The organism is Streptomyces sp. LZ34, from assembly GCF_053890475.1.
This window is the reverse complement of record NZ_CM132680.1, coordinates 5,562,125-5,586,611: the sequence shown is the minus strand read 5'-3', so window position 1 is coordinate 5,586,611 and position 24,487 is coordinate 5,562,125. Positions and strand designations below refer to the sequence as shown.

General features: G+C 71.9%; 18 protein-coding genes. 6 read left to right on the top strand and 12 right to left on the bottom strand.

Annotated elements, in window-relative coordinates; all coding sequences use genetic code 11:
- The first annotated feature begins 128 nt into the window (after window positions 1–128).
- Window positions 129–1,271: an ADP-ribosylglycohydrolase family protein gene (locus tag ACWY4P_RS22195; protein WP_456212292.1), complete on the top strand. Its 1,143-nt coding sequence runs from the start codon at window positions 129–131 to the stop codon at window positions 1,269–1,271.
- Here the strand turns inward: ACWY4P_RS22195 and ACWY4P_RS22190 are convergent.
- The gene (locus ACWY4P_RS22190; RefSeq protein ID WP_456212291.1) at window positions 1,256–2,611 is read right to left on the bottom strand and encodes a glycosyltransferase 87 family protein; all 1,356 of its coding nucleotides are present in this window, start codon (window positions 2,609–2,611) and stop codon (window positions 1,256–1,258) included. The two genes, ACWY4P_RS22195 and ACWY4P_RS22190, sit on opposite strands and share 16 nt — an antisense overlap.
- A gap of 237 nt (window positions 2,612–2,848) precedes the next feature.
- Here ACWY4P_RS22190 and ACWY4P_RS22185 point away from each other — a divergent pair, with 237 nt between their 5' ends.
- Together ACWY4P_RS22185 and ACWY4P_RS22180 are read left to right on the top strand one after the other, a co-directional pair.
- Complete coding sequence (locus tag ACWY4P_RS22185; RefSeq protein ID WP_456212290.1) at window positions 2,849–3,292, top strand: nuclear transport factor 2 family protein; 444 nt, start codon at window positions 2,849–2,851, stop codon at window positions 3,290–3,292.
- A 131-nt stretch (window positions 3,293–3,423) separates the two neighbouring features.
- A complete protein-coding gene (locus tag ACWY4P_RS22180; RefSeq protein WP_456212289.1) occupies window positions 3,424–3,951 on the top strand; it encodes an anthrone oxygenase family protein in 528 nt (175 codons plus the stop codon).
- A gap of 34 nt (window positions 3,952–3,985) precedes the next feature.
- Here the strand turns inward: ACWY4P_RS22180 and ACWY4P_RS22175 are convergent, their stop codons facing one another.
- The 3 genes from ACWY4P_RS22175 to ACWY4P_RS22165 all read right to left on the bottom strand — a co-directional run bounded on the left by ACWY4P_RS22175 (window position 3,986) and on the right by ACWY4P_RS22165 (window position 8,051).
- The gene (locus ACWY4P_RS22175; RefSeq protein ID WP_456212288.1) at window positions 3,986–5,557 is read right to left on the bottom strand and encodes a sodium:solute symporter family protein; all 1,572 of its coding nucleotides are present in this window, start codon (window positions 5,555–5,557) and stop codon (window positions 3,986–3,988) included.
- A gap of 360 nt (window positions 5,558–5,917) precedes the next feature.
- On the bottom strand, window positions 5,918–6,700 hold the full coding sequence (locus ACWY4P_RS22170; protein ID WP_456212287.1) for an SDR family oxidoreductase: 783 nt from the start codon (window positions 6,698–6,700) through the stop codon (window positions 5,918–5,920).
- Window positions 6,701–6,869: 169 nt separating this feature from the next.
- Complete coding sequence (locus tag ACWY4P_RS22165; RefSeq protein ID WP_456212286.1) at window positions 6,870–8,051, bottom strand: aminotransferase-like domain-containing protein; 1,182 nt, start codon at window positions 8,049–8,051, stop codon at window positions 6,870–6,872.
- A gap of 138 nt (window positions 8,052–8,189) precedes the next feature.
- Between ACWY4P_RS22165 and ACWY4P_RS22160 the strand changes: the two genes are divergently transcribed.
- Window positions 8,190–9,050 carry a hypothetical protein gene (locus ACWY4P_RS22160; RefSeq protein ID WP_456212285.1) on the top strand — a complete coding sequence of 287 codons (861 nt, stop codon included), beginning with the start codon at window positions 8,190–8,192 and terminating at the stop codon, window positions 9,048–9,050.
- Between the two features lie 100 nt (window positions 9,051–9,150).
- Here ACWY4P_RS22160 and ACWY4P_RS22155 read toward each other — a convergent pair whose 3' ends face one another.
- The 3 genes from ACWY4P_RS22155 to ACWY4P_RS22145 all read right to left on the bottom strand — a co-directional run bounded on the left by ACWY4P_RS22155 (window position 9,151) and on the right by ACWY4P_RS22145 (window position 11,505).
- Window positions 9,151–9,360 (bottom strand): DUF397 domain-containing protein, encoded by a 210-nt coding sequence (locus ACWY4P_RS22155; protein WP_456212284.1) that lies wholly within the window; start codon window positions 9,358–9,360, stop codon window positions 9,151–9,153.
- Window positions 9,361–9,543: 183 nt separating this feature from the next.
- Window positions 9,544–10,422 (bottom strand): helix-turn-helix domain-containing protein, encoded by an 879-nt coding sequence (locus ACWY4P_RS22150; protein WP_456212283.1) that lies wholly within the window; start codon window positions 10,420–10,422, stop codon window positions 9,544–9,546.
- A 333-nt stretch (window positions 10,423–10,755) separates the two neighbouring features.
- Window positions 10,756–11,505: a GOLPH3/VPS74 family protein gene (locus ACWY4P_RS22145; protein WP_456212282.1), complete on the bottom strand. Its 750-nt coding sequence runs from the start codon at window positions 11,503–11,505 to the stop codon at window positions 10,756–10,758.
- A gap of 258 nt (window positions 11,506–11,763) precedes the next feature.
- On the opposite strand from ACWY4P_RS22145, the gene ACWY4P_RS22140 reads away from it, so the two are divergent.
- Together ACWY4P_RS22140 and ACWY4P_RS22135 are read left to right on the top strand one after the other, a co-directional pair.
- Complete coding sequence (locus ACWY4P_RS22140) at window positions 11,764–14,034, top strand: D-alanyl-D-alanine carboxypeptidase (RefSeq protein WP_456212281.1); 2,271 nt, start codon at window positions 11,764–11,766, stop codon at window positions 14,032–14,034.
- A gap of 254 nt (window positions 14,035–14,288) precedes the next feature.
- Window positions 14,289–16,262 (top strand): MFS transporter, encoded by a 1,974-nt coding sequence (locus ACWY4P_RS22135; protein WP_456212280.1) that lies wholly within the window; start codon window positions 14,289–14,291, stop codon window positions 16,260–16,262.
- Window positions 16,263–16,508: 246 nt separating this feature from the next.
- Here the strand turns inward: ACWY4P_RS22135 and ACWY4P_RS22130 are convergent, their stop codons facing one another.
- The 5 genes from ACWY4P_RS22130 to ACWY4P_RS22110 are packed head-to-tail and all read right to left on the bottom strand — an operon-like array spanning window position 16,509 to window position 24,410.
- The gene (locus ACWY4P_RS22130; protein WP_456212279.1) at window positions 16,509–17,813 is read right to left on the bottom strand and encodes an ABC transporter substrate-binding protein; all 1,305 of its coding nucleotides are present in this window, start codon (window positions 17,811–17,813) and stop codon (window positions 16,509–16,511) included.
- The gene (locus ACWY4P_RS22125; RefSeq protein ID WP_456212278.1) at window positions 17,810–18,775 is read right to left on the bottom strand and encodes a hypothetical protein; all 966 of its coding nucleotides are present in this window, start codon (window positions 18,773–18,775) and stop codon (window positions 17,810–17,812) included. The genes ACWY4P_RS22130 and ACWY4P_RS22125 overlap by 4 nt, the downstream gene beginning before the upstream one ends.
- Window positions 18,772–20,295 carry a VWA domain-containing protein gene (locus ACWY4P_RS22120; RefSeq protein WP_456212277.1) on the bottom strand — a complete coding sequence of 508 codons (1,524 nt, stop codon included), beginning with the start codon at window positions 20,293–20,295 and terminating at the stop codon, window positions 18,772–18,774. The genes ACWY4P_RS22125 and ACWY4P_RS22120 overlap by 4 nt, the downstream gene beginning before the upstream one ends.
- A gap of 11 nt (window positions 20,296–20,306) precedes the next feature.
- Window positions 20,307–22,646 (bottom strand): tetratricopeptide repeat protein, encoded by a 2,340-nt coding sequence (locus tag ACWY4P_RS22115; protein WP_456212276.1) that lies wholly within the window; start codon window positions 22,644–22,646, stop codon window positions 20,307–20,309.
- A 51-nt stretch (window positions 22,647–22,697) separates the two neighbouring features.
- A complete protein-coding gene (locus ACWY4P_RS22110) occupies window positions 22,698–24,410 on the bottom strand; it encodes a S1 family peptidase (RefSeq protein ID WP_456212275.1) in 1,713 nt (570 codons plus the stop codon).
- Between the last annotated feature and the right edge of the window lie 77 nt (window positions 24,411–24,487).

Here is a 24,487-nt window from a genome sequence, read left to right as displayed (position 1 = left end):
GAGGCATTCGGAATGAGGCGCTCCGTGGTGCCCGCCGTGTCGACGCCTTCACAATCAACGGCGGACCGAAGGCGATCATTCGGCGTCGATTACAGTGCGAAGCCAGTCCTATGGCTGTGCGTGCAGCGATGGAAAGGGGCAGGGTCGTGACCGCAACCGCCAGTGCGGCGACCGGCGTGTGGGGCCGCGCCGAGCAGCAGGACTTCCGCAGCCGGGTGCGCGGCTGTCTGCTCGGCGGTGCGATCGGAGACGCCCTGGGCGCCGCGGTCGAGTTCTCCTCGCTCGCCGACATCCGGGCGGAGCACGGCCCCGAGGGCGTCACGGACTTCGTCCCGGCGTACGGGCGGCGCGGCCGCGTCACCGACGACACCCAGATGACGCTCTTCACCGTCGACGGGCTGATACGCGCGCAGGTACGGCGCGACACCGGCGCCTGGCACCCGCCCACCGACATCCACGCCGCCCACCGCCGCTGGTACCTCACCCAGCGCGACTGGGGGCCCGACGAGCGGCGGGAGGACGCGGGCTGGCTGGGCCGCGAGGAGTGGCTGTACGCCCAGCGGGCGCCCGGCCGGGCCTGTCTGACCGGGCTGGCCGACGAGACCATGGGCACCCTGGACAGCCCCAAGAACCCCGACTCCCAGGGGTGCGGCGCCGTGATGCGCTCGGCACCCTTCGGGCTGCTGGTGGGCTGGGAGCCGCAGCTGGTCTTCCAGCTGGCCATCGAGTGCGCGGCGCAGACCCACGGGCACCCCACCGGCTATCTGCCCGCCGGGGCCTTCGCCCTGATCGTGCACGGGCTGGCGCGCGGCGACGCGCTGGACGGGGCGGTGCAGCGGGCGCTGGCCCACCTGGCCACCCGGCCCGGCCACGAGGAGACCACCGACGCACTGCGGTACGCGCTCGGCGCCGTACGGCAGGGGCTGCCCACGCCCGAGCGGGTGGCGTCCCTGGGGGAGGGCTGGACCGGCGACGAGGCCCTGGCCATCGGGCTGTACTGCGCGCTGGTCGCCGAGGACGTGCACCACGGCCTGCTGCTCGCCGTCAACCACGGCGGGGACAGCGACTCCACGGCGGCGGTGTGCGGCAACATCCTGGGCACGCTGCACGGCGAGACCGCGCTGCCCCCCGCGTGGCTGGCGGAGCTGGAGGGGCGCGGCACGATCCTGGAGCTGGCCGACGACTTCGCGATGGAGATGACGCAGGGCCCGGCCCTGCACGGTCCGGCGGCCTCCGCCCCCGCCTGGCTGGCCCGCTACCCCCGCGCGTAGCTCGGCTCGGTGCGCCGCGGCGTGCCGCCGCCGGGGGTGCGCGGGAGCCGCGTGCGCAGGGCTCGTACGGTCAGCCGCCCGGCGACGGCCAGGAAGACCACACCGATGGTCGGGTAGACCGCGGTGAGCAGCATCTGCCCGGGGTTCTGGTGCAGCTCCACGCGTTCCGGCAGGTCATGTGGCACGTACCACATCATGAACGAGCAGAACAGCAGGGCGGTCAGCGCCGTGAGACACCGCCACCGCGCGGAGCGGCGGCGCAGCGCCTCCGCGCCTAGCAGCAGCACCATGGGCACCGCCCACACCCAGTGGTGGGACCAGGAGACCGGGCTGACCATGAGGGCGGTGACACCGCAGGCGACGGCCGCCCACGCCCGGTTGCCGGGCAGCCGGCCCTCCGCGAGCTGGGCGGCGACCGCGACGGCCAGACCCGCGCAGGCGAACAGGGCGGCCGCGGCGAGCCACCACAGGCCCGGGTCGGGGGTGTGCAGAAGGCGGGCGAGGACGGCGCGCAGGTTCTGGTTGCCCGCGCCCTCGACATCGCCCGGCCGGTCGGTCGCGAACAGGATCTCGGTCCAGTAGCGGTGTGAGTCGTGCGGCAGGGCGAGACCCGCCAGGACGGCGGTGGTGACGAACGCCCCGGTGGCCACGGCCGCGCGGCGCAGGTGCTCGTTCCGGAACCGTCCCTCGGAGCGCAGCCGCCGCACCCCCTCGACCAGCCCGGCCAGCGCGAGGAAGACCACGAAGAGCGCCGGGGTGATCTTGATGCCCGCCGCGACGCCCGTGCCGACGCCGGCCCAGCGGCAGCCGCGGTGGCCGGCCCGCCGGGTCAGGTCCCACAGCACCAGGACGGTGACCAGCAGGTTGATCTGCCCGTAGCGCAGCGTCGTCCACACCGGCTCACACCACACACCGACGGCGGCCAGGGACAGCGCGGCCGCCACCCGCGGCACCACGCGCGGGCGGCCTATCAGGCGCAGCGCCAGGTGGACGAGCGCGACCATCAGGGCGAGGTTGAAAGCCGTCGCCAGGGTCCGCATGAGCCCCGTGCCCAGCAGGGTCAGCGGGGTGAAGAGGAGCGCGGCGAACGGGGGGTAGGTGTTGGGCAGGTTGTGCACGGTGGCCCGCATGTCGTACAGGTCCATGGCGTTGCGCACGGTCCAGCCCTCGGCGCGGTAGACCATCAGGTCGGCCATGGTCACCTGGGCGGCCCGCTGCGCGATCCAGAAGCCGGTGAAGGACAGCAGGCAGAACGCCGCCGCGAAGAGCGTGGGGCGGCGGAGGAAGGCGGCGCGCACCGCACGCACAGGGGATTCGGTGATCGTCGGTTTCACGGTCACGGGGAAGAGCTCCAGGTCCACGGTGCGGCGACGGACGACACGGACGGCCGACGATAGTACGTACGGAAGAGGGGCCCGGATGGGGGCTCGGTTCCCACTTCCGCACCACGTATCCCGGCCGTCACCCCTCGTGCCTATTACCTCGCGGGTAATCGACGTCTCTCCCGGGCCGCGCGAGCATCGTGCACAGCACCGGGCGTCACGGCACCGGACGTCACAGCACCGGAAGGGACCGACATGGCCGCCACCGCCACCGCCACCGCCGCCACGACCACCGAGCGCACCCGCGCCACCGTTCAGGAGTTCCTGACCCGGATGGCGGCCGGCGACCTGGAGCGCCTGGGCGAGCTGTTCGCCGAGCGCGTCGACTGGCTGATCGCCGAGAACCCGGACGTCCCGTGGATCCGCCCCCGCACGACCCGCGCCGACGCCATCGCCCACTTCCGCGAGCTGGCCGAGGGCGTGGCCCCGGACCCGGACGGGAACACGATCGACGCGATCGTCGTGGACGGGGCCGAGGCGATGTTGGCAGGGACCCTGGTCGGCACCGTACGCGCCACGGGCAAGCCGTACTGGTCCCCCTTCGCGATGCGGGTGACCGTCGAGGACGGGCTGATCATCCGCTACCGCGTCTACGAGGACAGCCGGATGTTCGCCGCGGCCTGCACGCCGGACGCCTGAACGACCCCGGGCACTGGCATCGCCCCGCGGTGGCGCGCGCAGAGGCGCCCGGCGCGCGCTGAGACGCTCGCTTATGCCATCGAGTCCTTCGGCCATGGCCCGTCTCGCCGCGCCGCGCTTGGCTGTACGGCATGACGGACAACCACGCCCTCCAGACCCCCGTGCTGATCGCCGCCACCGTGGCCACCGGCCTGAGCGCGGGGCTGTTCTACGGTTACGCCTGCTCGGTGATGCCCGGGCTCGGGCGGGCGGACGACCGTACCTTCGTCGACGCGATGCAGCGGATCAACGTGGCGATCCTCAACGGCTGGTTCGCCCTCGTCTTCGGCGGCGCGCTGCTGCTCTCCGCGCTGGCCGCGGCGGTGCATCTGCGGGGAGAGGGGCAGCCCGCGCTGCCGTGGATCGTGGCCGCGGTCGCCCTCTACCTGGTGATGCTGGTGATCACTTTCCGGGTCAATGTGCCGCTGAACGACGCGCTGGCCGACGCCGGCCATCCGGACCGGATCGCGGACCTGGATCTGGCGGCGGTGCGTGAGCGGTTCGAGGAGCGGTGGGTGCGCTGGAACGTGGTTCGCGCGGTCACCTCCACCGCGGCGTTCGGCCTGCTCGTCCGGGCCCTGGCGGTGAGCGGGAGCGGGGGCACCTGCGGGGCGGGATGAGCGGTTCCGCCCCGCAGGTGCCTGCCGCCGCGCCTCAGTCCGTCGCGCCGGCGAGCGGACTGGGGCCGCTCGCGCCCTGCTTCGGCTCCGACAGCGCGGCACTCGACGAACCCGGCCCGTCGTCATCCGAGTTGATCGAGGCGAGGATGGCGTCGCGCTCCGGGGTGTCCTCCGGCTTGATGTAGCCGATCACGATGTAGAGCACGAGCGAGACCGCGAGCGGGACGGAGACCTGGTACTCCAGGTTCACCCCACCGTCGATCGCCTCGTCGATCGGGTAGTTGACCAGATAGAAGGCGAACAGCCCGAGCGCCCAGCTGACCAGCGCCGCCGTCGGCCCCGACTTGCGGAAGACGCGCAGCAGGCCGAGCATCAGCGGGATCGCGATCGGGCCCATGAGCCCGGCGACCCACTTGATGACCACGGTGATGATGTCCCCGAAGAAGTCCGAGTTGACCTGTGTGGCGATGGCCATGGACAGGGCGAGGAAGAGCAGCGTGGCGTAGCGCGCCGCGAGCAGCCCGGTGCGGCTGCTCCACTCCCGTACGGACTTGAAGATCGCGGGCATGATGTCGCGGGTGACGACGGCCGCGATGGCGTTGGCGTCCGAGGAGCACATCGCCATCGTGTGGGAGAAGAAGCCCACGATGACCAGGCCCAGCAGGCCGTGCGGCAGCAGCTGTTCGGCCATCAGCGCGTACGAGTCGGCGGGCTTGTCGGTCTTGACGATCAGCGGCGCCACCCACATGGGGAAGAAGAGGACCAGCGGCCAGACGAACCACAGGACGGCCGACAGCCGGGCCGAGCGCTTGGCGGAGGCGGCGCTGTCGGTGGCCATGTAGCGCTGCGCCTGGTTCCACATCCCGCCGTTGTATTCGAAGGTCTTGATGAACAGGTAGGCCAGCAGGAAGGTCAGGGTGTAGGGGCCGACCGTCGGCTCGCGGTGGCTGTCCGGCAGGTCGTCCCAGACGTTCCACAGCGTGCTGACGCCGCCGAGCTCGTGGAGTACGGCGACCAGCATGGCGATGCCCGCGATGAACTGGATGATGAACTGGCCCAGTTCGGTGAGCGCGTCGGCCCACAGCCCGCCCACCGTGCAGTACACGGCGGTGACCGCGCCTGTGATCAGGATGCCCTGGTTGAGGGAGACGCCGGTGAAGATGGTCAGCAGGGTCGAGATGGCGGCCCACTTGGCGCCCACGTCGACGATCTTCAGCAGCACCCCGGACCAGGCGAGCGCCTGCTGGGTGGGCACATTGTAGCGGCTCTTGAGGTATTCGAGCGGCGAGGCGACGCGCAGCTTGCTGCGCACCCGGTTGAGCCGGGGCGCGAAGAGGTTGGCGCCGATCGCGATGCCGATGGCGATCGGGAATGACCAGGTGACATAGGACGTGATGCCGTATTGATAGGCGATGGCCGCATAGCCGGTGAACATGACCGCGCTGTAGCCGGACATGTGGTGGGAGATGCCGGAGAGCCACCAGGGCATCTTGCCGCCGGCGGTGAAGAAGTCGCTGACGTTGTCCACGCGCTTGTGGGACCAGACTCCGATGGCGACCATCACGCCGAAGTAGCCGATGAGTACGGCCCAGTCGAGACTGTTCATGCCCCCTCCAGGGGTCCGTCTTATGAACAGGACCGCACTTCGCCGCGACGTTCGTCATAGGCGGGTTCCCCCGAGCGGGAGCGGGGTACTTCCGGGATTGAACCGCTTGTTCGGGCGGCCGGTCAAGAGATTTCCGGTCACGAATGTGAACACAAATCAGAGCACAGAACGAATTTGCTCTTTCTTGACCTACTCGACGGTTGTCGTGAACGCGTCCGTGAACCCACGATGAGCGGGCACTTCGCCAGACGCACGCCCACGCTCGACCGCACCAACGGACGGGCCGTACGGGAGCGGGATCCCGTCAGGCCGGAGAAGGAGGGCGCAACCCCCGTGCAACCCCTCTGTGCAACCCTCGCGTCACCGCATCAGTTCACCGGCATTGACCAGCAATGACTGGCCGGTGATCGCCCGTGCCCGGTCGGAGGCCAGAAACACCGCGGCCTCCGCCACATCCCCGTCCGTCGCCAGCTCGGGCAGGGCCATCCGGTCGGTGAGCCGGGCCAGTACCTCGGTCTCCGGCGCGCCTTCGGAGTGCGCGGCGAACGTGACGTACGCCTGCACCGGCGGGCCCCACATCCAGCCGGGCTGCACGGTGTTGACCCGGATCCGGTGCGGGCCCAGCTCGCGGGCGAGCGAGTACATCGCCGAGACGAGCGCGCCCTTGGAGGCGGCGTAGGCGGCCTGCCGCACCTGGGTGGGCGCGGCGACCGACGACTGCGTGCCGATCATCACCACCGAGCCGCCGCGCCGCTTGAGCGCGGGCAGGCAGGCGCGGGTCATGCGGAGCGTCCCGAACAGGTTGGTGTCGACGACCCGGCTCCAGGAGGCGAAGTCGGCGTCCTCCAGGCCGCCCATGATGCTGTCCAGCGCCGCCACATGGATGACGGCGTCGATTCCGCCGAAGCGCTCGACCGCGAGGGCGGCGAGGGCCTCGCACTGCCGCTCGTCCGCGATGTCGGTCGCGCGCCACGCGGTGTGGCCGCCCTCGGGGTCGGCCTCGGCGGCGGCCTTCGCCAACTGGGCCTCCGTACGGGCCCCGAGCACGGCGTTGCCGCCGTCCCGCACACACGCCGCCGCGACCCGCAGGCCGAGGCCGGGGCCGACCCCCGAGACGATGACGGTCTTGTCGCGCAGCAGCATGGGGTGCCTCCCCGGGGTGATCGCGATGACCCGACAGCCCCGAACTGACGTAGTGTCAGGTCGGGGGCCGTCAGGCTAGGGCGCGCACGCCGAGAAGGCCATACCCCGGGCCACCGCGGTCAGCGCGCCACCGGGGGTCGGTACGCCACCTCGGCGCGGCGGCGCCCTCTCAGTGCAGCGCCTTCGCCAGCCGCCGCAGCCCCTCCGTGATCTCTTCCGGCGTGTGCGTCACAAAGGACAGCCGCATCGCCGCCGGGTCCGCCTCGCCCGCGAAGAACGGCGCCCCCGGCACGTACGCCACATCGTGTTCGACCGCCACCCGCAGCCGCTCCGTCGCGTCGTACCCCTCGGGCAGCGACGCCCAGACGAACATGCCGCCGTCGGGGCGGTTCCAGCGCGAGCCCTCGGGCAGGGCCTCGCCGAGGCCCGCCAGCAGCGCGTCCCGCCGCTCTCGGTAGGCGGCGCGGACGCGGGCGAGGTGGGCGTCCAGGTCGGCGTCGGCCAGATAGCGCGCGGCGGCCATCTGGGTGACCGTCGGGGTGTGCAGATCGGCGGCCTGCTTGGCGATGACGCAGGCGCGGCGGAGCGCCGCGGGCGCGCGCAGCCAGCCGAGCCGCAGCCCCGGCGCCATGATCTTGGAGTAGCTGCCCAGCAGCACGGTGCGGTCGGCGGCCTCCGGGCGGCTCGCGATCCACGGCACCGGCTCGCCCGCGAAGCGCAGCTCCCCGTACGGGTCGTCCTCGACGATCCACAGCCCGCGCCGCTCCGCGACCTCCGCTACCGCGCGGCGGCGCTCGGCGGGCAGGGTGCGCCCGGTGGGGTTCTGGAAGGTCGGGATCGTGTAGAGGAGCTTCGGGCGCTCCCGCTCGACCAGCGCGTCGAGCGCGGCCGGATCCAGGCCGTCCTCGTCGCTCGGCACGGACACGATCCGCGCGCCCGCGAAGGAGAAGCACTGCAGCGCGGCCAGATAGGTGGGGTCCTCGACCAGGACCACGTCGCCCGGCTCCAGCAGCGCCGTCGCCAGCAGGGTCAGCGCCTGCTGCGAGCCGCTGGTGATGAGCAGCTCGTCGGGGTCGGTCGGCAGCCCGCGCGCGGTGAGGCGGCCCGCGGTGGCGGCGCGCAGCGCGGGGTCGCCCTCGGTCGTCGAGTACTGCAGGGCCTCGCGCGGGGCCTCGGCGAGGACCCGGTCGAAGGCCTCCCGTATCGCCTCCGCGTCGAAGAGCTCGGCCGCCGGCAGCCCGCCGGCGAAGGAGATCACCTCGGGGCGCGCGGTGAGCGCGAGGATGTCGCGTACCGGGGAGCCGGCGACCGAGGCGGCGCGGGTGGCGAGGTCGGGGAGGTCGGCACGCATGGGGCTCCTTCGCTGGTACGGACGCCGGCACGGACGTTTCCGCTGTCGTCTGAAGCCTAAAGAGATCGGTGCACCGGGCAACCGGTTTGTCCGCGATACGGTCGCGACTCTCCACATCTGACGTCACGTCAGCTACACATGGAGGACATGAGCAGTGACTCCAGTGAGGACACGCGCGCCGAGGCGTACGCGGAACTGGCCTCCGTCGGCCCGTACGGAGTGCGCCCGGGCCACGCCCTGATCACCATGGTCGAGCCGCACCCCGGTCACGAATACGCCTACAACCGCTGGTACGAGGACGACCACTTCATCGCCGGCGCGATGGCCATGCCCTGGATCTTCGCGGGCCGCCGCTGGGTCGCCACCCGCGAGCTGCGGCAGCTGCGCTACCCGGAGAAGTCCGCGGTCGCCCAGCCGGTCACCGCGGGCTGCTACCTCACGGTCTACTGGCTCACCGAGGGGCGCTACGCGGAGCACATGAAGTGGACCGTCGGCATCAACAAGCGGCTCAACCGGGACGGCCGCGTCTACCAGGACCGTACGCACGTCTTCACGGCGTTCCAGGACCATGAGGCGACCGTCTACCGGGACGGGGCGGCGGGCCCCCGCGACTTCCACGCCCTCGACCACCCCTACGCCGGGCTGGTCGTCGAAGTCGTGGACGCCGAAGGCCCCGAGCGCCGCGCCGAGCTTCTGGAGTGGCTCCGGGCCAGACATCTGCCGAAGCGCCTGGCGGGCTCGCCGGCGGCGATGGTCACGGTCTTCCGGCCGACGCCGCTGCCGCTGGACCGGATGTCGTACGTGAAGCAGGTGGAGGGGGTGGACACGCGGCTGACGCTGCTGTGGTTCCTGCAGCGCGATCCGCGCGAGTGCTGGGAGGAGCAGTTCACCGGGCTTGACGAGGATGTGGCCCGCTCCGGCCTCGGCCGCGTCGAATTGGTCGCGCCGTTCATCCCGACGGTGCCCGGTACCGACCGTTACGTCGACGAACTGCGATGAGGCGGGATGCCCTCGACGTCGCCGGGGCAGCGGCGAGCCCTCTCGGCAGGGACGGCGGCCGGACGAGAGGGCTCGGTGCCCGAAGGGCGGGTGACGGGGGTCAGCCGAGGTCGAAGGCTCCGCGGCGGACATCGGAGACGAAAGCGGACCACGATCCCGGAGCGAAGCTGAGGGCCGGACCGTGCGGGACCTTGGAGTCGCGCACGGCCACCTCGTCGACGACGGGGGAGGCGACCTCCACACAGGCGCCATTTCCCGCGGAGTACGAGGATTTCATCCACATACTCGTCTTTCCTTGCTGAATGGACACTTTTACTCCGATACGTTTTGTTGATGAGATGCACCCCGTTTGGAGGCGAGACCGACGTTACTCGTCAACATCGTCGGGAAAGCCGGTCGTTCACTCGACCGGATGGCATATTCCACTGGCCCCTTCCGTGCCGTGGCGCGGAGGTGTAGGGTCCAGCCTTTTGAGGTCCATTCAGCGCGAGGTTCAGCCCTCAGCCTGCTCGTGTCGGCGCGCGTGGTCCCGCGCCACGTCCGTGATGAACTGACGGCTCTGCTCGACGTTCAGCGCCTGGGCCCGCAGATGCTCGTACATCATGCTGTAGCTCTGCACATCGGTGTGCTTCTCGAGATACAGGTCGCTGGTCACGCCTTCGAGGTAGACGACGCTGGTGTCCGACTCGTCCGAGAACTCCAGGATGGTGAACTGCCCGCTCATCCCCGGGTGGGAGCCCATGCCGAACGGGAGCGCCTGCACGGTCACATGCGGCTCATGGCTCATCCGCACCAGATAATCCAGCTGATCGCTCATGACCTTCGGGCTGCCGACCACCCGGCGCATCGCCGCCTCGTCCACGACCGCCCACAGCCGCAGCGGCGTGGCCGGGTCGGTGATCCGCTCCTGCCGCCTGAGGCGGACCTGGACCCGCTGGGCGATCTGCTCCGGCGGGGCCTCCGGCAGCGCGCCGCTGATCACCGACTCGGCGTACTCCGGGGTCTGCAACAGGCCCGGGAGCACCTGCGGTTCATAGACCCGCAGCGAAGCCGCGTCCGTCTCGAATCCGATGTAGACGCTGTACGGGACGTCGCCGAAGGCGTTCCACCAGCCCTGCTGGCGCGACTCCTTGGCCATTTGCATCAGGGAATCGACCAGGGCCTTGTCCTCGACCTTGTAGGTGCGGCACAGGTCGCGTACGTCGCGCTGGCTGATGCTGCGGCGGCCGTTCTCCAGTCTGCTGATCTTCGACTGGGAGACCATCAGCTCCTCGGCCACCTCCTCCGCCGTCATCCCCTTCTCCTGGCGGAGCCTGCGGAGTTCCTGGCCCAATCGGCGTCGTCTGACCGTGGGGCCGACGTTCGATGTCACGGGACGTGCACCTCCGGCTTCGTACTGCTGATTCATGCTGTTCAGCAGCCTGCCACTACCGGTCGGCGCCGCGCTGGGAAATGGCGGCACAGGGTGCCTCTCGGGGCACATCCGACGCGCGCGGCCGGACCCTGTGGACCAACGCGGTCCACGCGGCCCGCGGGGCGCCGGACGGCCGCCCGAGGCGTGGGAGAACGAGCGCGCGGGGCGGCGGGCCGGCCGGTCCTCGGGGGACGGGCCGACCCACCGCCCCGCGCGCTTCAGCGGCTCCCGAACCGGGTCGGTGGGGACTGTGTGGTGCGGTCGGTCGGGTGGAGCGGGTGCGTGCTGTGCTCAGCGCGCTCCGACGCGGGCCATGCTGCCGCGGCGGGACGGCTGTGCCGGAACTCCGGACGCGGGCACCGCGGCCCGTGCCCCCGGCTGGCGGACTCCTGGGGCCGGTGCGCGCCGTGGCTGCGCCGCGACACCGTTCTGCACGTCCATGACGGCGTGCGCCACGAGACCGCCCATGGGGTCGTGCCTGATCAGATCCCGGAGCCTGGAGCGCGAGGAGCGCCCCTCGTTCCCGGGATACAGGTGCTTGCCGAGCCCGACCGCGTGGGCCAGGGCGGCGAGCGCCGCGGTCCGCGGGTCCGGCGGCACGCCGGTGCGGATCGCGCTGTCCAGCCGGGCCCTGATCTCCCGGCTGATAGCCGATTCCGTCGCCTGGTAGCGAGTCGTCGGCAGCACCCCGCACATCTGGCCCTCCACGGCATGCACCATGCCGCAGCGCTCCAGATGCGTGAGATACGTCTGGCGCAGCCCCAACCGGGGCCCGCCGATCCAGTGGACAGCGCGGACCGGGCTGCCGCGGCGGCGCAGCAGCTCCAGCGCGGAGTCCAGTGTCGGATCTCCGGTCGGCCGTGGCAGCACCACGGCGATACGATCCCCGTCAGGGGCTATCCGTCCGGCCAGAGCCAGCTCTACTAGCTGGGCTCCGGCAAGACCGAGGTCGAGCGACTGCGGCTGCGCCGTGGTTCCCGTGGTCGGGTCCAAGGCGAGCAGCAGTAGCTCCTCCGGAATTGTTCTGCGGCTCCTGCCCATCCATGCCTCCCCGCGTGGATGAATGACAGGGTGACCCCTCTCACATTGGTCTGTCGAGAGTGCCTGGGGGATTTGATATGGAACCGATAGGTATGTCTTTCTCGTCTATCGGGTGAGCGACCGTCGAAGGCACTCTGTCAGGGTGCTGTGGCGCGGCGGTACTCGGGGCACACAGGACACTGGAAGATGGTTGGGGCGGCGGGACGTGATGCCGGAAGGCGGCGCGCGTCCCGCAAAAGGTATTACAAGGAGGCATCGGTGGCGGGCGAGTCCCCCGACAAGTCGGAGCAGCGGAAGTCGTCGGGGGAGACGACTCGCGGCGAGCGCGATCCACGGCTCGCGGCCTTCCCTGAAAGGGAGGCCGGGGGCGGCGGGTCGGCGGTCGCCGTTGCGGACGAGGACCCGGAGGCGGAAGCGGAAGTCGAGGGCAAAGCGGAAGCCGAAGCGGAATCTGGCGTTCGCGAAAGCGAATCTGATGATTCTGTTGAACCTGGCAAATCGGCTGATGATGCCCAATCTGCTGATGAATCGGGCGCGGAATCGGACGACGCGTCGAGTGAGGAGTCGGGCGAGGAGTCGGACGAGGAGTCACCGGCCGAGCCGGTGGACCGGCGTACGGCGGTGTTCCGCACGCTGAAGCGCGAGCCCGTTGACGACGAGGACTCGGCCGCGCCCGTGGATCGGCCCACGGCGGCGTTCGGCGTGCTGCGCCAGAAGGAAGCCCCCCGCTGGGCCCAAAAGGCCGACAAGGCTGACGATTCCGGCGAGTCGGATGAATCGGGCGAATCGGGTGAGGCAGGCAAGGCAGGCAAGGCGGACGGCGAGGGGGACAAGCCCGCCGTCGGTACGGGCATCGACCAGCCGACCGCGGTGTTCAAGACGGTCAAGGCCCCTGCCGCGGACAAGCCCGCCGCGGACAAGCCCGGCGACGGCAAGGTGGCCGCCGAGAAGCCCGCTGAAGCCAAGGCCGACGAGAAGCCTGCGGAGAAGCCCGCTGAAACAGCCGCTGCGAAGCCCGCGGAGAAGGCCGCCGAAAAGCCCGCCGAAAAGCCCGCCGCGCCAGCCGGGGGAGCCGCGGAGCGCACCAGCCGCTTCGTACCGCTGAAGTCGGCCGACGCCCCGCCCACCCGGCCCCCGGCGCGTCCCACCGCGCCGTCCGCGCTGCCCGAGTCCGAGCGGACGAAGCAGCAGCCGCTGCCCGAGTCGGAGCGGACCAAACAGCAGCCGCTGCCGCCCGTTGGCCAGCCCGCGCCGCTCGATCTGCTGGCGCAGCTGACCAATACCCCGCCCCCGCCGGAGACCCCGCTGCGGACCGCCGTGCGGCGGGTCAAGATCTGGACGCCGCTCGCGGCGCTCCTCATCGTCGTCCTCGGCGTGGTGCAGGCGATGCGGCCGCTGCCGGCCCCGGAGCTGAAGCTGGCCGAGGCCACGTACACCTTCGACGGAAGCAAGCTGTCGCTTCCCTGGCCGGACCAGGGGCAGTCCGCGGTCGAGGTGGAGGGCGTGGGCAGCCTGGGCACTTCCGGGGCGCAGAAGCCCGTGCCGATCGCCAGCGTCACCAAGGTGATGACGGCGTACGTGATCCTCAAGGAACACCCGCTCAAGGCGTCCGAGAAGGGCCCGACCATCAAGATCGACGCCCAGGCGGGCCGGGAGTCGAGCGCCGAGGACGAGTCGCGGGTCCCGGTCGAGGAGGGCCAGACGTACAACGAGCGTCAGATGCTCGAGATGCTCCTCATCCCGTCCGGGAACAACATCGCCCGGCAGCTCGCCCGCTGGGACTCGCAGTCGGAGGAGGCGTTCGTGAAGAAGATGAACGATGCCGCCAAGGACATGGGGATGAAGAACACCGTCTACACCGACCCCAGCGGTCTGAAGGCGACCACCAAGAGCACCGCGTCCGACCAGCTCAAGCTGGCCAGGGCGGCGATGCAGAGCAAGGCGTTCCGGGAGGTCGTGGCGATTCCGAACACCCCGGTGGAAGGCCTTGACGTCGAGAAGATCTACAACAACAACAATCTGCTGGTGAAGCCCGGTGTGGTCGGCATCAAGACCGGGTCGAGCACCCCGGCCGGCGGTGCGCTGATGTGGGGCGCGGAGCGGACCATCGACGGCAAGAAGCGGCTGATCCTCGGTGTCGTCCTGGAGCAGCGGGCGCCCGGCATCCTCCAGAACAGCCTGGATCTGGTGCTGGCCAACAGCTACAAGCTGATCACCGCCGTGCAGGACGGCCTCACCTCCGCCACGGTGGCGAAGAAGGGCGATGTCGTCGGCCACATCGACGACGGCCTGGGCGGTACGACGCCGCTCGTCGCGACCAAGGACGTGAAGGCGGTCGGCTGGGGCGGCTTGGAGGTGGGCCTCGAGCTGACCGACGGCGGCAAGGCCGTGCCGCATACGGCCAAGGCGGGCACGGTCGTCGGTGAGGTGACCGTGGGCAGCGGCGCGAACCAGGTGAGGGTGCCGGTCGCGCTGCAGAAGGATCTGTCCGAGCCGTCGTTCGGCTCGAAGCTGGTCCGCATCGCCTGATCCGGCGGGACGCACCGCCTGGCGCGGTGGCCCGGCACTCGGCGTGCCGGGCCACCGATCAGCCCTATGTAGCAAGTTGTCCACAGCACCCCCCAGCGCCCGCACTGAAGGCCATTTGGGGTCCTTCGCGTGCTAGCGTCGCCTGCGCCTCCGGTCCCGGTCCTGCCGTGGCAAACCGGGATGAACCGGGGTGACCCGGTACAGGGTTGAAGGAACTTGGGGGCAGACCTCCGGGGAAGACGGGGAGAGCCGCAGTGACCACCGTGGATCCGACACGGGCCGAAAACAGCGGGAGTTCCGAGGAGAACACCGCGGCGCGAATAAGACTGCCCACGCAGCGCTGGCCCACCGAGGGCCCGGACGCCGCGGAGGGCGTAAGCCCCGCTGAGGACGCGAGTCCGTCAGCGGGCGCCGACCTGGCCGAGGACGCGGGTCCGGCGCAGACACACAGCGAGGAGAAGCGGGAGCAGGCGGTCGGCTGGACGCGGCGCGTCTGGCGCTTCCTGTGCCATCCCGTGCCCGCCGCCCTGGTCCTCGCCGGGGTGTTGCACGTGCTGTGGGTGGCGCTGCTGGCGAACAGCGGCGGCGACCTGGCCGCGCAGGACGCGTGGGCGGAGTTCGCCCTCCAGCACCCCGACTCGGCGTACAACCTTGCCTGGTACGGCGGGATGCACCCGGTCTCGTACAGCGTCATCTCGCCCTATTTGATGGCGGTCCTCGGCGTCCGTACCACGATGATGATCGCGGGGACGCTGTCCGCCGGGCTGCTCGCGCTGCTGCTGGTGCGCAGCCGTGTCGTGCGGTGGCCGCTGTGGCCCTCCCTGTACGGCGCGTTCGCGCTGGCCTGCAACGCGATCTCGGGCCGGGTGACGTTCGGGCTCGGCGCGATGTTCGGGCTCGGCGCCGTGGCGGTCATCTTCGCGTGGCCCACCAAGTGGCGGTCCCGGCACTGGCACCACAAGATCGCACGGGCCCTGCTGGCCGCCCTGCTGGCCGCGCTCGCGACCATGTCCAGCCCGGTGGCCGGGCTGTTCATCGGGATCGTGGCCGCCGCGCTGTGGCTGACCCGGCGCCATCCGGCCTCGTACGCGCTCGGCATCACGCCGGTGATCGTGGTCGGGCTGTCCGCGTGGCTGTTCCCGTTCTCCGGCGAGCAGCCGATGACCTGGCCGTCGATGATCCTGCCGGGCCTGTCCGGCCTCGGGGTCTTTCTGTTCGCGCCGGTCCGCTGGCGGACCGTCCGGGTCGGCGGGGCGCTGTACGCGTTCGGGGTGGTGCTGACCTGGCTGATCCCCTCCCAGATCGGCACCAACATCTCCCGCCTCGGCATGGTCTTCGGCGGGGTGGTGCTGGTCGCCGCGCTGACCTCCCGCCGGGTGCCGCCGCGCGACAAGCGGTTCACCACGCGCGTGGGGCGGACGTGGATCGCGCTTGTGCTGTCTCTCGTGACGGTCACGGTGTGGCAGGGCGTGAAGACGGGCGACGACGTCATCCACACCACCCCGTCGGCGTCCTGGGCGCGCGAGCTGGCGCCGCTGGTCCACCACCTGAAGCGGGTGGAGGCCAACCGGGGCCGGGTCGAGGTGGTGCCGGTGCGCAGCCACCGCGAGTCCTCGGCGCTCGCCCAGTACGTCAACCTGGCCCGCGGCTGGACCCGGCAGGCGGACCTGGACCGCAACCCGCTCTTCTACGAGGACACCCTCAGCGCGGACGACTACCACGCCTGGCTCAAGCGCATGGCCGTGCACTACGTGGTGCTGCCGGCCGACGAGCCGGACCACGCCGCGGTGCTGGAGGCCGAGCTCGTAGCCAACGGCCTGCCGTATCTGCGTGAGGTGTGGGGCGACGACAACTGGAAGCTGTACGAGGTCAAGGACCCCACCCCGATAGCCGACCCGCCGGCCACGGTGGAGCTGGCCAGCGCCGACAAGCTGGTTCTGAAGGTGCGCGCCAAGGGTCCGGTGCTCATCCGCATCGCGTATTCGCCGTGGCTGGGCCTGGTGGATGCCAAGGGCCACCGGATCAAGGCGCCGAAGGCGGAGGAGGACGGCGAGCTGCCGGTCAACCGCAAGGGCTGCCTGACCAAGCAGGTCTTCGAGCCGGATGAGGAGGGGGATCCGGAGGACGAGTGGACCGTGCTGCACGCCCCGCGCCCCGGCACCTACCGGATAGCGGGCAAGTACGACCTGCCGCGCGGCACGCCCTGCCCGGGCGAGATGGCGCCGTAGCCCGACAAGCCTGACAAGGCCGGCCCGGCCCGGGAATCCCCGGCCCGGGAATCCCCGGGCCGGGCCGGCGAGTGACCGGCGAGTGAGCCGAAGGGGCGCGCCGCTGTCGAAAGGGAGAGCGCGCGGAGGCCCTGAGGAACGAAGGGCCGAGGCTGCGATCGATATGCGGCTACCGCCGCGTGGTCGACCGTCGACAGGGGCTGAGGCGCCCCGGAGGCGAACCGAGCCTCGAAAAAAGGGGCCCGCTCAGCGGCATACCGTCGACGGCCAGGGCTGGTCCTGGTCCCGGCTGTGTTCGGTGCTCTGGTGGACCTTCTCCAGGCTGCCCAGCAGCGGGGCCAGGCGCTTCCCCTTCTCCGCGTCCGGATAGCTGAGGAACGTCAGGACGGCGCGCTGGAAGGCGAGCCGCATGCGCGGCGGCATGGCGTCGGACGCGTCCAGGCACAGCGAGGAGGACTTGAGCGTCCCCGCGATCGACTGGGCGACCTTGTCGTCCCCCTGGACGGACACCGGCACCTTGCTGTTCGCGGAGAACGGCTTGACGGAGCCGGGAGGGGTGTTCTCGGCCCACGTCCGCTGCCCGTCGACCTCCGCGAGATAGCGCATGAGCTTCCCCGCCTGCTCGGTGTGCCCGGTGTTCTTGAACAGCGCGGCGAAGTCCCCGGACACCTCATGCGCGGAGGGTGGTGAGCCGGGCAGCCTGAGCAGGTCGGTGGAGAAGCTGAACCTGGCCTGGTGGGGGCCGGTGTAGCTGCCGCGGATGAAGGAGCCCTGGTGTTCCAGCGCACACGACGGGCGCTGCGCGAACAGCTTCTTCCCCGCCGCCCGGAAATCGGTGCGCAGCGCGGTCTTCGCGGCCGTGCCCGAGAACAGCTCGCCCCAGGTCCGCCACGCCTCCGCGACGCGCGGGTTGTCCCACGCCAGCTCGCCCTTGGCCCACTGCTCGTAGACCTCCTTGCCTTGCTGCCGCAGCAGGATGTCCTCGATCCAGTCCGTGCCGGGCCAGCCGGAGGTGGCACCGTCGCCCATGCCCACGCACCACTGGCGGCTGTCGGCGGCCAGGGCGGGGAGGTCCTCGGCGCCGTGGCGCGTGCCGTCGTACCAGACGATGCCCTTGAGATCGGCCTTGACCGCGATGCCGTAGATCGGCCCGTTCTCCTTCAGCCCGGGCGTCCACAGGGGGTTGTACTCGGCCCGGGGGACCACCCCGTCGAGCTCGGCCAGATAGTCCTTCCTGGCGTAGGCGGCCAGCTCCCCCGAACTCGGCAGCACGGCGATGTCGGGCGGGGTGCCGGAGCGCACCTCGGAGAGCAGCACCTCGCGCAGCGCGGTCGTGCCCTGGTACTCGACGCGGATGTGGTGCTCCGCGGTGAAGGCGTCCAGCACCTGGCGGAAGGCGTCCTCCTCGGGGCCGGTCCACGAGGCGAGCACGCGGATCGTGCCGCCGGACTGCTGGGCGCCCGCGTCGCCCGTGCCGAGGGCGCACAGGAGCACCAGCCACAGGCCGAGCACGGCGGCGGTGACGTTCCGGGGGCGGGTGGCGGCGCTCATCGGGCCCGGAACCGGTACTCGTCGATGCGCGGCTGGAGCCCGACGAGGACGAGCGCGGCGAGGAGCGCGCCACCCATCGGTATCCACACCACGGCGCCGGTGCGCCAGTGAGTCTCCGCCATCTTCGTACTCACCCTCTTGTTGGTCGTGTCGGGGGCCTCGCCGATGGTCGGCTGGCGCAGGCTGGTGCGGGCCTGGGACAGCCGGTCCTGCGTCTGGAAGGTGAAGACGGCCAGGGTCGGCACCGAGAGGAGCAGCAGCCCGGTGGCCACGAGCAGGCAGGGGTTGAACCGGCGGCGGAAGCGGTGGCGCAGAAAGCGCTGGGTGCGCACCAGGAGCACGGCCAGCGCGAGATACGCGGCCGGGACCAGCACCCACCACGCGAGCGACAGCAGCCAGCCGAAGGAGGTCTGCTGGTTGAGCAGGCGGAGCTGCTTGCCCTGCACCTTCACCAGCCGGGCGAGGATGTCGCTGTCGCCGTCCCGCACCTTCTTGTCCGAGCCGTCGTCGCCCCGCAGCATCGTTTTGGCGTAGCCGAGGTACGCGTCGCGGAGGTCGCCGTTGTCGCGGTTGACGTATGCCTGCTGGACGAGGTCGCCGTACGAGGAGACCAGGCCGGTGATGGTGAGCAGCGACTGGCGGGCCGAGGTGCCCGCGGTGGTGGACTTGAGGGCCTGGGCCAGCGCCTGGTTGGCCGTCGACAGGGTGGTGCGGTAGTCCTCGCCGAGGCCCTCGATGTCGCCGGTGTCGCCGGTGAGACTGCGCTCCGCGTCGTCGTACGAGTCGTTCAGGGCCACCTCGGCCGCGGCCACCTGAAGTATCGCGGGGGCCGACTCGTCCCGTACGGCCTGGGTGTTGCGGCTGACGCCGTAGTACGCGGTGAACAGCGTGGCAGCGGTGGCCGTCGAGAGCGCCAGCAGCGTCACCAGACGGCGGATCAGAAAGCCGCGGGTGCCGGTCATGCCGCACCGGCCGGGGCGCCGGGGCCGCCCGGGCCCAGGGTGGTGTCGCACTGCTGGCAGAAGGCGGCCGTGGCGGGGGCCAGGCGCCCGCAGTTGGGGCACTCGACATCGGAGCCGGCGGGCGCGGGGGGTGCGGTGGGCACGGCGGGGGCGGGGCCGGGGGCCCCCGGGCCCGGGCCGTGGAAGCGGCTGCTCTCCTCGGACAGCACCATGGCCGAGTTCAGGTCCAGCGGCCGGATCCGCTCACGCAGCCGCACCTTGCCCGCCGCGGCGTCCACGATGTCGACCAGCCCGCGCAGCCGGTCCAGCATCTTCTCGTTGCCCAGCTCATGCGCCAGCCGCACCGCCCGGCCCCAGTGCGCCAGGGCCCGCTGCGGCTCGCCCGCCACATACGCGTCGTAGGCCGCGGTGACGGCGAGGCCGAGGGCGTCGTCCGCGCCGTAGTGGGCGAGCCGGGGGTGGATACGGGAGGACAGCAGCGGGTCGTCGGTCCACCGGACGAGGATGGACCGCGCGGGGGGCAGCCGGACGCCCGTCATCCCGTCCTCCTCGGCCGGCGCCAGCTCCACCCAGGCGAGCTCGATCTCCTCGTCCTGCGCGTCGCCCTCCGGGTCGGCGGTCACACACACGTGGTACTCGCACACCTCGTCGCCCCACGGCCCGCTGAGCCACTCCCAGGTGCGCGCGTCGGGCCGGGCGCCCTCGTCGGTGAGGTCCACCCGGGTCGGGTACACCTGCTTGACCATGCCGACCGCGCCGCCCGCGCGCGTCTGGACCCGGATCCGCAGCGCGGCCAGCGCCCGGGCCATCGAGCCGCGCGTCAGCGCCTCGAACTCGGCCGGCAGGTCGGAGTGGTCGAGGACCGCGTCGGCCCGGCCGCGCAGCCGCCGCACGATCTCCTTGAGCTCGGTGGCGTCCCAGCCGTCGCCGATGCCACGCGCGTCGCAGGTGAAGCACGGGGCACACGCGTCGAGCACGCGCGCCAGATCGCCGGGGTCCTCGTGCTCGTTCCTGCCGTCGGTCAGCAGCAGGGTGTGCCGGAGCGCGGTGGGCTGCTCGGTGTGGAGGCGGCGGGCGAGGTCGAGCCAGGCGCCGATCGCGGTGCCGCCCAGCGCGGCCAGCCGCATCGCGGCGCGCGCGGCGGCCGCCTTGGTGTCGGGCCCGGCGACCGCCATGCCGCCGGTGGGCGGGTAGACGACCTCGGCCCGCTCGGTGCCCTGGACGACCGCGAAGCGCGTGCCGTCGCGCAGCGCCAGGACAGCGGCGGCGGTGGCCTTGCGGGCCGCCATGATCTTCGTCGGGGGCCCGATCATCGACCCGGAGCAGTCGATGACGATGACCTCGGAGGCCGCGGCGCGCGCCGCGGCCGGGCCCAGACCCCGGGCCTCGACCCGGACGATGGCGTGCATCTCGGCGCGGCCCGCGGCGGCCGGGAGGTACTCGTTCTGGTCCACGCGCAAGGTGATGGCCGGGCCGCCGCTGTGGGCCTCGTCTTCGGCTCGTGTGCTGTCCTCGCTCATCCGATCCCCTGTCAGACGCTGGTCATGGGCCTGACGGCGTTGGCCCGGTCGACCAGCACCTCCAGGGCCTCGGGGCGGTCCGCCTGCTGGGCCAGGGCCCGCAGGGCCCTTTCGAGGTCGGCGCGTACCTCGGACTCCTCGTCGCGCTTCCCGAACAGCGCCCCGGCCTCCTGCCTGTTCCCGTACCGGAGCACCCAGTCGAGGGCGACCTCCCACACCTCGGCGGTGAGCCGCTCGCGGGCGTGGCCCGAGGCCCGTCCGTCGTCCAGATACAGCCGCGGCAGCCGGGTCAGCACCTCCGCGAAGTCCGCCTCGGTCGGCAGCCGGTCCGGGCGGCCCAGCCGGCCGGCCAGCACCCGCACCGTGGCGATCTGGGCGGCGTCGTGGTGGCGCGAGACCTTCGGCACCCCGCTGAGGACGTCGACCGCCCCGGCGCGGTCGCCCGCGGCGAGCCGCAGCCGGGCCAGACCGAAGGCGGCGCTGCCCTGGGAGCGGTTGCGCTGCCAGACCGCCTGGTAGAAGCGCTCGGCGGCGCCGTGGTCGCCCAGGTGCTCGGCGCAGTACCCGAGGGCGAGCTTGGGCGGGGACTCCCCGGGCAGCGCCCCGTACACCGCGTCGAACTCGCGCCGGGCCTCTTTCACGGCGCCCTCGGCGAGCCGCACCAGCGCGCGGTGCCAGTTCAGCCGCCAGTCGTACGGCGCGGCGTCCCGGCCGATGATCCGCTCGGCGGCCTTCACCTGGGCTTCCGCCTCCTCCAGCTCCTCGAGTTCGAGGTGGGCGCGGCAGGTGCGGAACCGTATCTCGGCGGACTCGTGCGGAAAGGCGCCCAACTGCTCGATCAGCCGCCGCGGGCCGCTGTCGGTCGGGGTGTTGAGCAGCGCCGCGCCCGGGTCCTTGGCGTCGGGGAACGGCACCGGAAGCCCGAGCGGCACGCTCTTCGGGCCGGGCCGGCCGTCCGCGAGCACGGGACGGGCCTCCCCGGTCAGCCAGCGCTCCAGGCCGGGGATCCGGCCGAGCCCGGAGTCGAGCAGGGCCGCGGTCGGGGCGAACAGCGTGGAGGGCTCGGGCTGCTCCCGCCGCAGCCGCAGCGAATGGATCTCGCGGAGCACCCCGCGCAGCTGCTCGGCCATCTCGCGGGCGGAGCCGAACCGCTGCCGCGGGTCATAGGCCGTGGCGCGGGCCAGGAGCCTGTCGTACGACTCGCGACCGAGGCCCGGCGGCCGCTGGGCGGCCCGCTCGACCTTGTCCGAGAGGTTCTTCAGCGTCGCCCCGACCCCGTAGAGGTCATGGAGCTCGGTGGGGAGGGCGCCGCGCTGGACCACCTCGGGGGCGGCGAACTTCCTGGTGATGACGGCTGGGCCGGCCCGCTGCCCCAACTGGCGGACCGCGCCGAGGTCGATCACCTTGACCCGGCCCTCGTGGTGCATGACATTGCTGGGCTTCAGGTCGCAGTAGACCAGCTTCTCGCCGTGCAGATACTCCAGCGCGCCGAGGATGAGGGCGCCGTAGGTGAGGATGTGCTGGTAGACGCGCTCCCCGTCGAAGTGCGGGTCGGCCCGGGCGAGGTAGTCCCCGATCGTCGAGAGGGTCACCCCTGCGACGAACTCCATCACGATGTAGCCCTGCGGCCGGCCGCTGCCGCGGGCGGGGTGGCGCACGTAGTTGATGATGCTGAGGATGCCCGGGTGGTCGAGCATGGTCAGATAGCGGCGCTCCTCGATGGCCGCGCGCTGCGCCGCCTCGTCGTCGTCGTTGATCAGCCCTTTGATGGCCACGGGCTGGCGGTCCAGCTGGGTGTCCTCGGCCAGATAGACCCAGCCGAGACCGCCGTACGCCACACAGCCGACCACCTCGTACTGGCCGCCCAGCAGATCCCCGGGCCGCAGCTGCGGCGTGAAGTCGAAGGGGCGGCGGCAGCGGTGGCAGACCCCCGCCCAGAGCGCGGGCTGCCCGGCGTACGGCGCGCCCACGGTCTCCTCGCAGCCCCCGCACGGCTGCCCTTGAGAGGGCGGCTGCGGGTCGTTGTCGATCAGGTCGCGGAGGGAGGGGAGCTCGACGCGCGGCAGGTCCATCAGGCCGTCGCCCGCGGGCCGGACGGTGAACTTCCGGGCCACGGCGCGCCGTCGTGCGCGGGCCGCGGTGGCGGTGGACTCGGACTCCAGGATGGCGGAGGCGGAGGCGGGCACGGGCGCGCCGGGGGAGGGGCTGCCGGGGGCCCGGCCCCGGGCCTTGCGGCCGCACTCCGAGCAGAAGCCCCGGGCGTTGATCCGGCCGCGGCCCGCGCCGCGGCAGTCGGGCCGGTCGCAGACCGCCGCCCCGCCCCTCGCGCCGCCCCTTGTCCCGTCCGTCATCCTGTCTCCTCCCCGTCACTCCGCGGGAGCCCGCTCACGGTCTGCTCTCTCTCACGGCCTGATCTCGTTGACCGCGCGCACGAACCGGTCCACCGCCTCCTGCGCGGCCGCCACGTCGCACGGCACCGAACGCAGCAGCTCGAACGCCGCGCGCTGGAGCGGGATCAGCTCGGGGCGCTCGGCCGCGCCCATGGCGCCCAGCCGCACGGCGTAGGGGGCCAGCAGGCTCTCCAGCTCCGGGATGCGCTTCAGCTGCTCCTCGGCCGTGCGCAGCGCCGTCTCCGCGCGCCGCAGGACCGTGGCCACCGAGTGCTCGAAGGCGGCCATCTTGGCGATGATGTGATGGGTGTGCAGCCCGGGGTCGTCGCGCAGTCTGAGCAGGTTGATGCGCAGCGCCGAGGCGTTGCGGGCGTACCGCGGGCCCGGGGTGGGGGAGAGGCGCGCTCGCTGCTCGACCGCCTCGCGCTCCAGGCCCTCCGCGAGGGTCACCTGCCCGGCCAGCTCGTCCAGCCAGGCGTCGATCCGCGCCCGGTCCGGGCGGAACAGCCGCTCGGCCAGGCGCAGCCCCGGCGCCCGCGGATCGCGGAAGACCAGCATCAGCCGGCTGCCCCGGTCGGCGAGGAGCTTCATGAAGTGGACCAGGGCCTCGGGGTCATGGGCCCGGTCGACGCTCACGGCCACGATGGTCAGCGGCACCGCGTTGGCCCGGATCCGGCTGAGCGGTGAGGTGTCACCGAGCGACTTGAGGTCCATCCGGTCGGCGACCCGCTTGGCCACGTCGGTGTCGGTGCGGCCGGTGACGTCGATGGCCAGGTCCAGGCTGCCGATCGGCGGCACCGTGTTGCGCGGCGCGGCGGACACCGCCTCCTCGGCGCCGCCGACGGACAGCTCGCGGTCCGCGAGCGTCACGGCCCGGCTGAGCGCCCCGTACCGGTCGCTGTCGTCGTCCTCGATCACGACCGTCTCGACGTCCGCGATCCCTTCCCGCCCGGCCAGGCTCTCCCGCCGCAGCCACAGGGCCAGCCGCTGGGCGAAGCCGATGTCCTGGACGCCGGCGGTGAGCGGGGAGACCAGCCGCGGGTCCACGCCGGCCTCGCCGCCGACCCAGCGGGCGACCTGAGACAGGTGCCGGACGATCGTCTCGACGGGGATCATGTACGAAAAGCGGCGGCGCTCGGCGCTCGGCACGCTGTCGGAGTCGTCGTAGCGGCTGACCACCATGCCGATGACGTGGTGGGTCTGCTCGTCCTCGACCCCGGCGCCGCTGAAGCCGTACCGCACCACGTCACCGGGCGTGTCCGGGTTCACCTGCACCCACTCCGCGCGCGGGCCGGCGGTGCCCGCGAGGCGGCCCTGGAACCACATGCCGTCGTCGTTGCCGTCGGGGAAGCCGCACATCCGCACCGGCCGCCGGGACACCGGAGGCAGCCGGAACAGGGGTGCCGCGTGCTCGGCGGGCTGGGGGCGGCTCAGCTTCAGCAGCGCCACATCGCCGCAGTTGTCGGCCCGCTGCGGCACCCAGCAGCCCGGGGCGACGCGCGCGGTGACGGGCTCGGCGTCGGGCACGCCGACCAGGTCGACCCGGACTTCCGTGGCGGGAAGCGGCTGCCCGTCCTCGGGAATCACATGGGCGCACGTCAGCACCGTCTCGCTGCCCAGAAGGATTCCGGCGCCCAGGACCTCGCCGGTCGTACTACGGATCCGTACCCGCCAAGCCCCGTCGTGGGCAGGCGCATTGGCGGTATTTCCGTTTTCCGCCCCCATGTGGACCGAGCATACGCCCGGGACGTACGGAAGTGACCCCATCCGGCCGATGAGTCACGGGATCGGGTGAGTGGAGG

Bases quoted from the DNA above. Each gene is read 5' to 3' on its own strand.
- ACWY4P_RS22185 (WP_456212290.1), top strand. From the start codon at position 2,849: ATGGCCGCCACCGCCACCGCCACCGCCGCCACGACCACCGAGCGCACC.
- ACWY4P_RS22170 (WP_456212287.1), bottom strand. From the start codon at position 6,700: ATGCTGCTGCGCGACAAGACCGTCATCGTCTCGGGGGTCGGCCCCGGC.
- ACWY4P_RS22175 (WP_456212288.1), bottom strand. From the start codon at position 5,557: ATGAACAGTCTCGACTGGGCCGTACTCATCGGCTACTTCGGCGTGATG.
- ACWY4P_RS22160 (WP_456212285.1), top strand. From the start codon at position 8,190: ATGGAGGACATGAGCAGTGACTCCAGTGAGGACACGCGCGCCGAGGCG.
- ACWY4P_RS22145 (WP_456212282.1), bottom strand. From the start codon at position 11,505: ATGGGCAGGAGCCGCAGAACAATTCCGGAGGAGCTACTGCTGCTCGCC.
- ACWY4P_RS22195 (WP_456212292.1), top strand. From the start codon at position 129: ATGGAAAGGGGCAGGGTCGTGACCGCAACCGCCAGTGCGGCGACCGGC.
- ACWY4P_RS22130 (WP_456212279.1), bottom strand. From the start codon at position 17,813: ATGAGCGCCGCCACCCGCCCCCGGAACGTCACCGCCGCCGTGCTCGGC.
- ACWY4P_RS22110 (WP_456212275.1), bottom strand. From the start codon at position 24,410: ATGGGGGCGGAAAACGGAAATACCGCCAATGCGCCTGCCCACGACGGG.
- ACWY4P_RS22180 (WP_456212289.1), top strand. From the start codon at position 3,424: ATGACGGACAACCACGCCCTCCAGACCCCCGTGCTGATCGCCGCCACC.
- ACWY4P_RS22120 (WP_456212277.1), bottom strand. From the start codon at position 20,295: ATGAGCGAGGACAGCACACGAGCCGAAGACGAGGCCCACAGCGGCGGC.
- ACWY4P_RS22115 (WP_456212276.1), bottom strand. From the start codon at position 22,646: ATGACGGACGGGACAAGGGGCGGCGCGAGGGGCGGGGCGGCGGTCTGC.
- ACWY4P_RS22165 (WP_456212286.1), bottom strand. From the start codon at position 8,051: ATGCGTGCCGACCTCCCCGACCTCGCCACCCGCGCCGCCTCGGTCGCC.
- ACWY4P_RS22125 (WP_456212278.1), bottom strand. From the start codon at position 18,775: ATGACCGGCACCCGCGGCTTTCTGATCCGCCGTCTGGTGACGCTGCTG.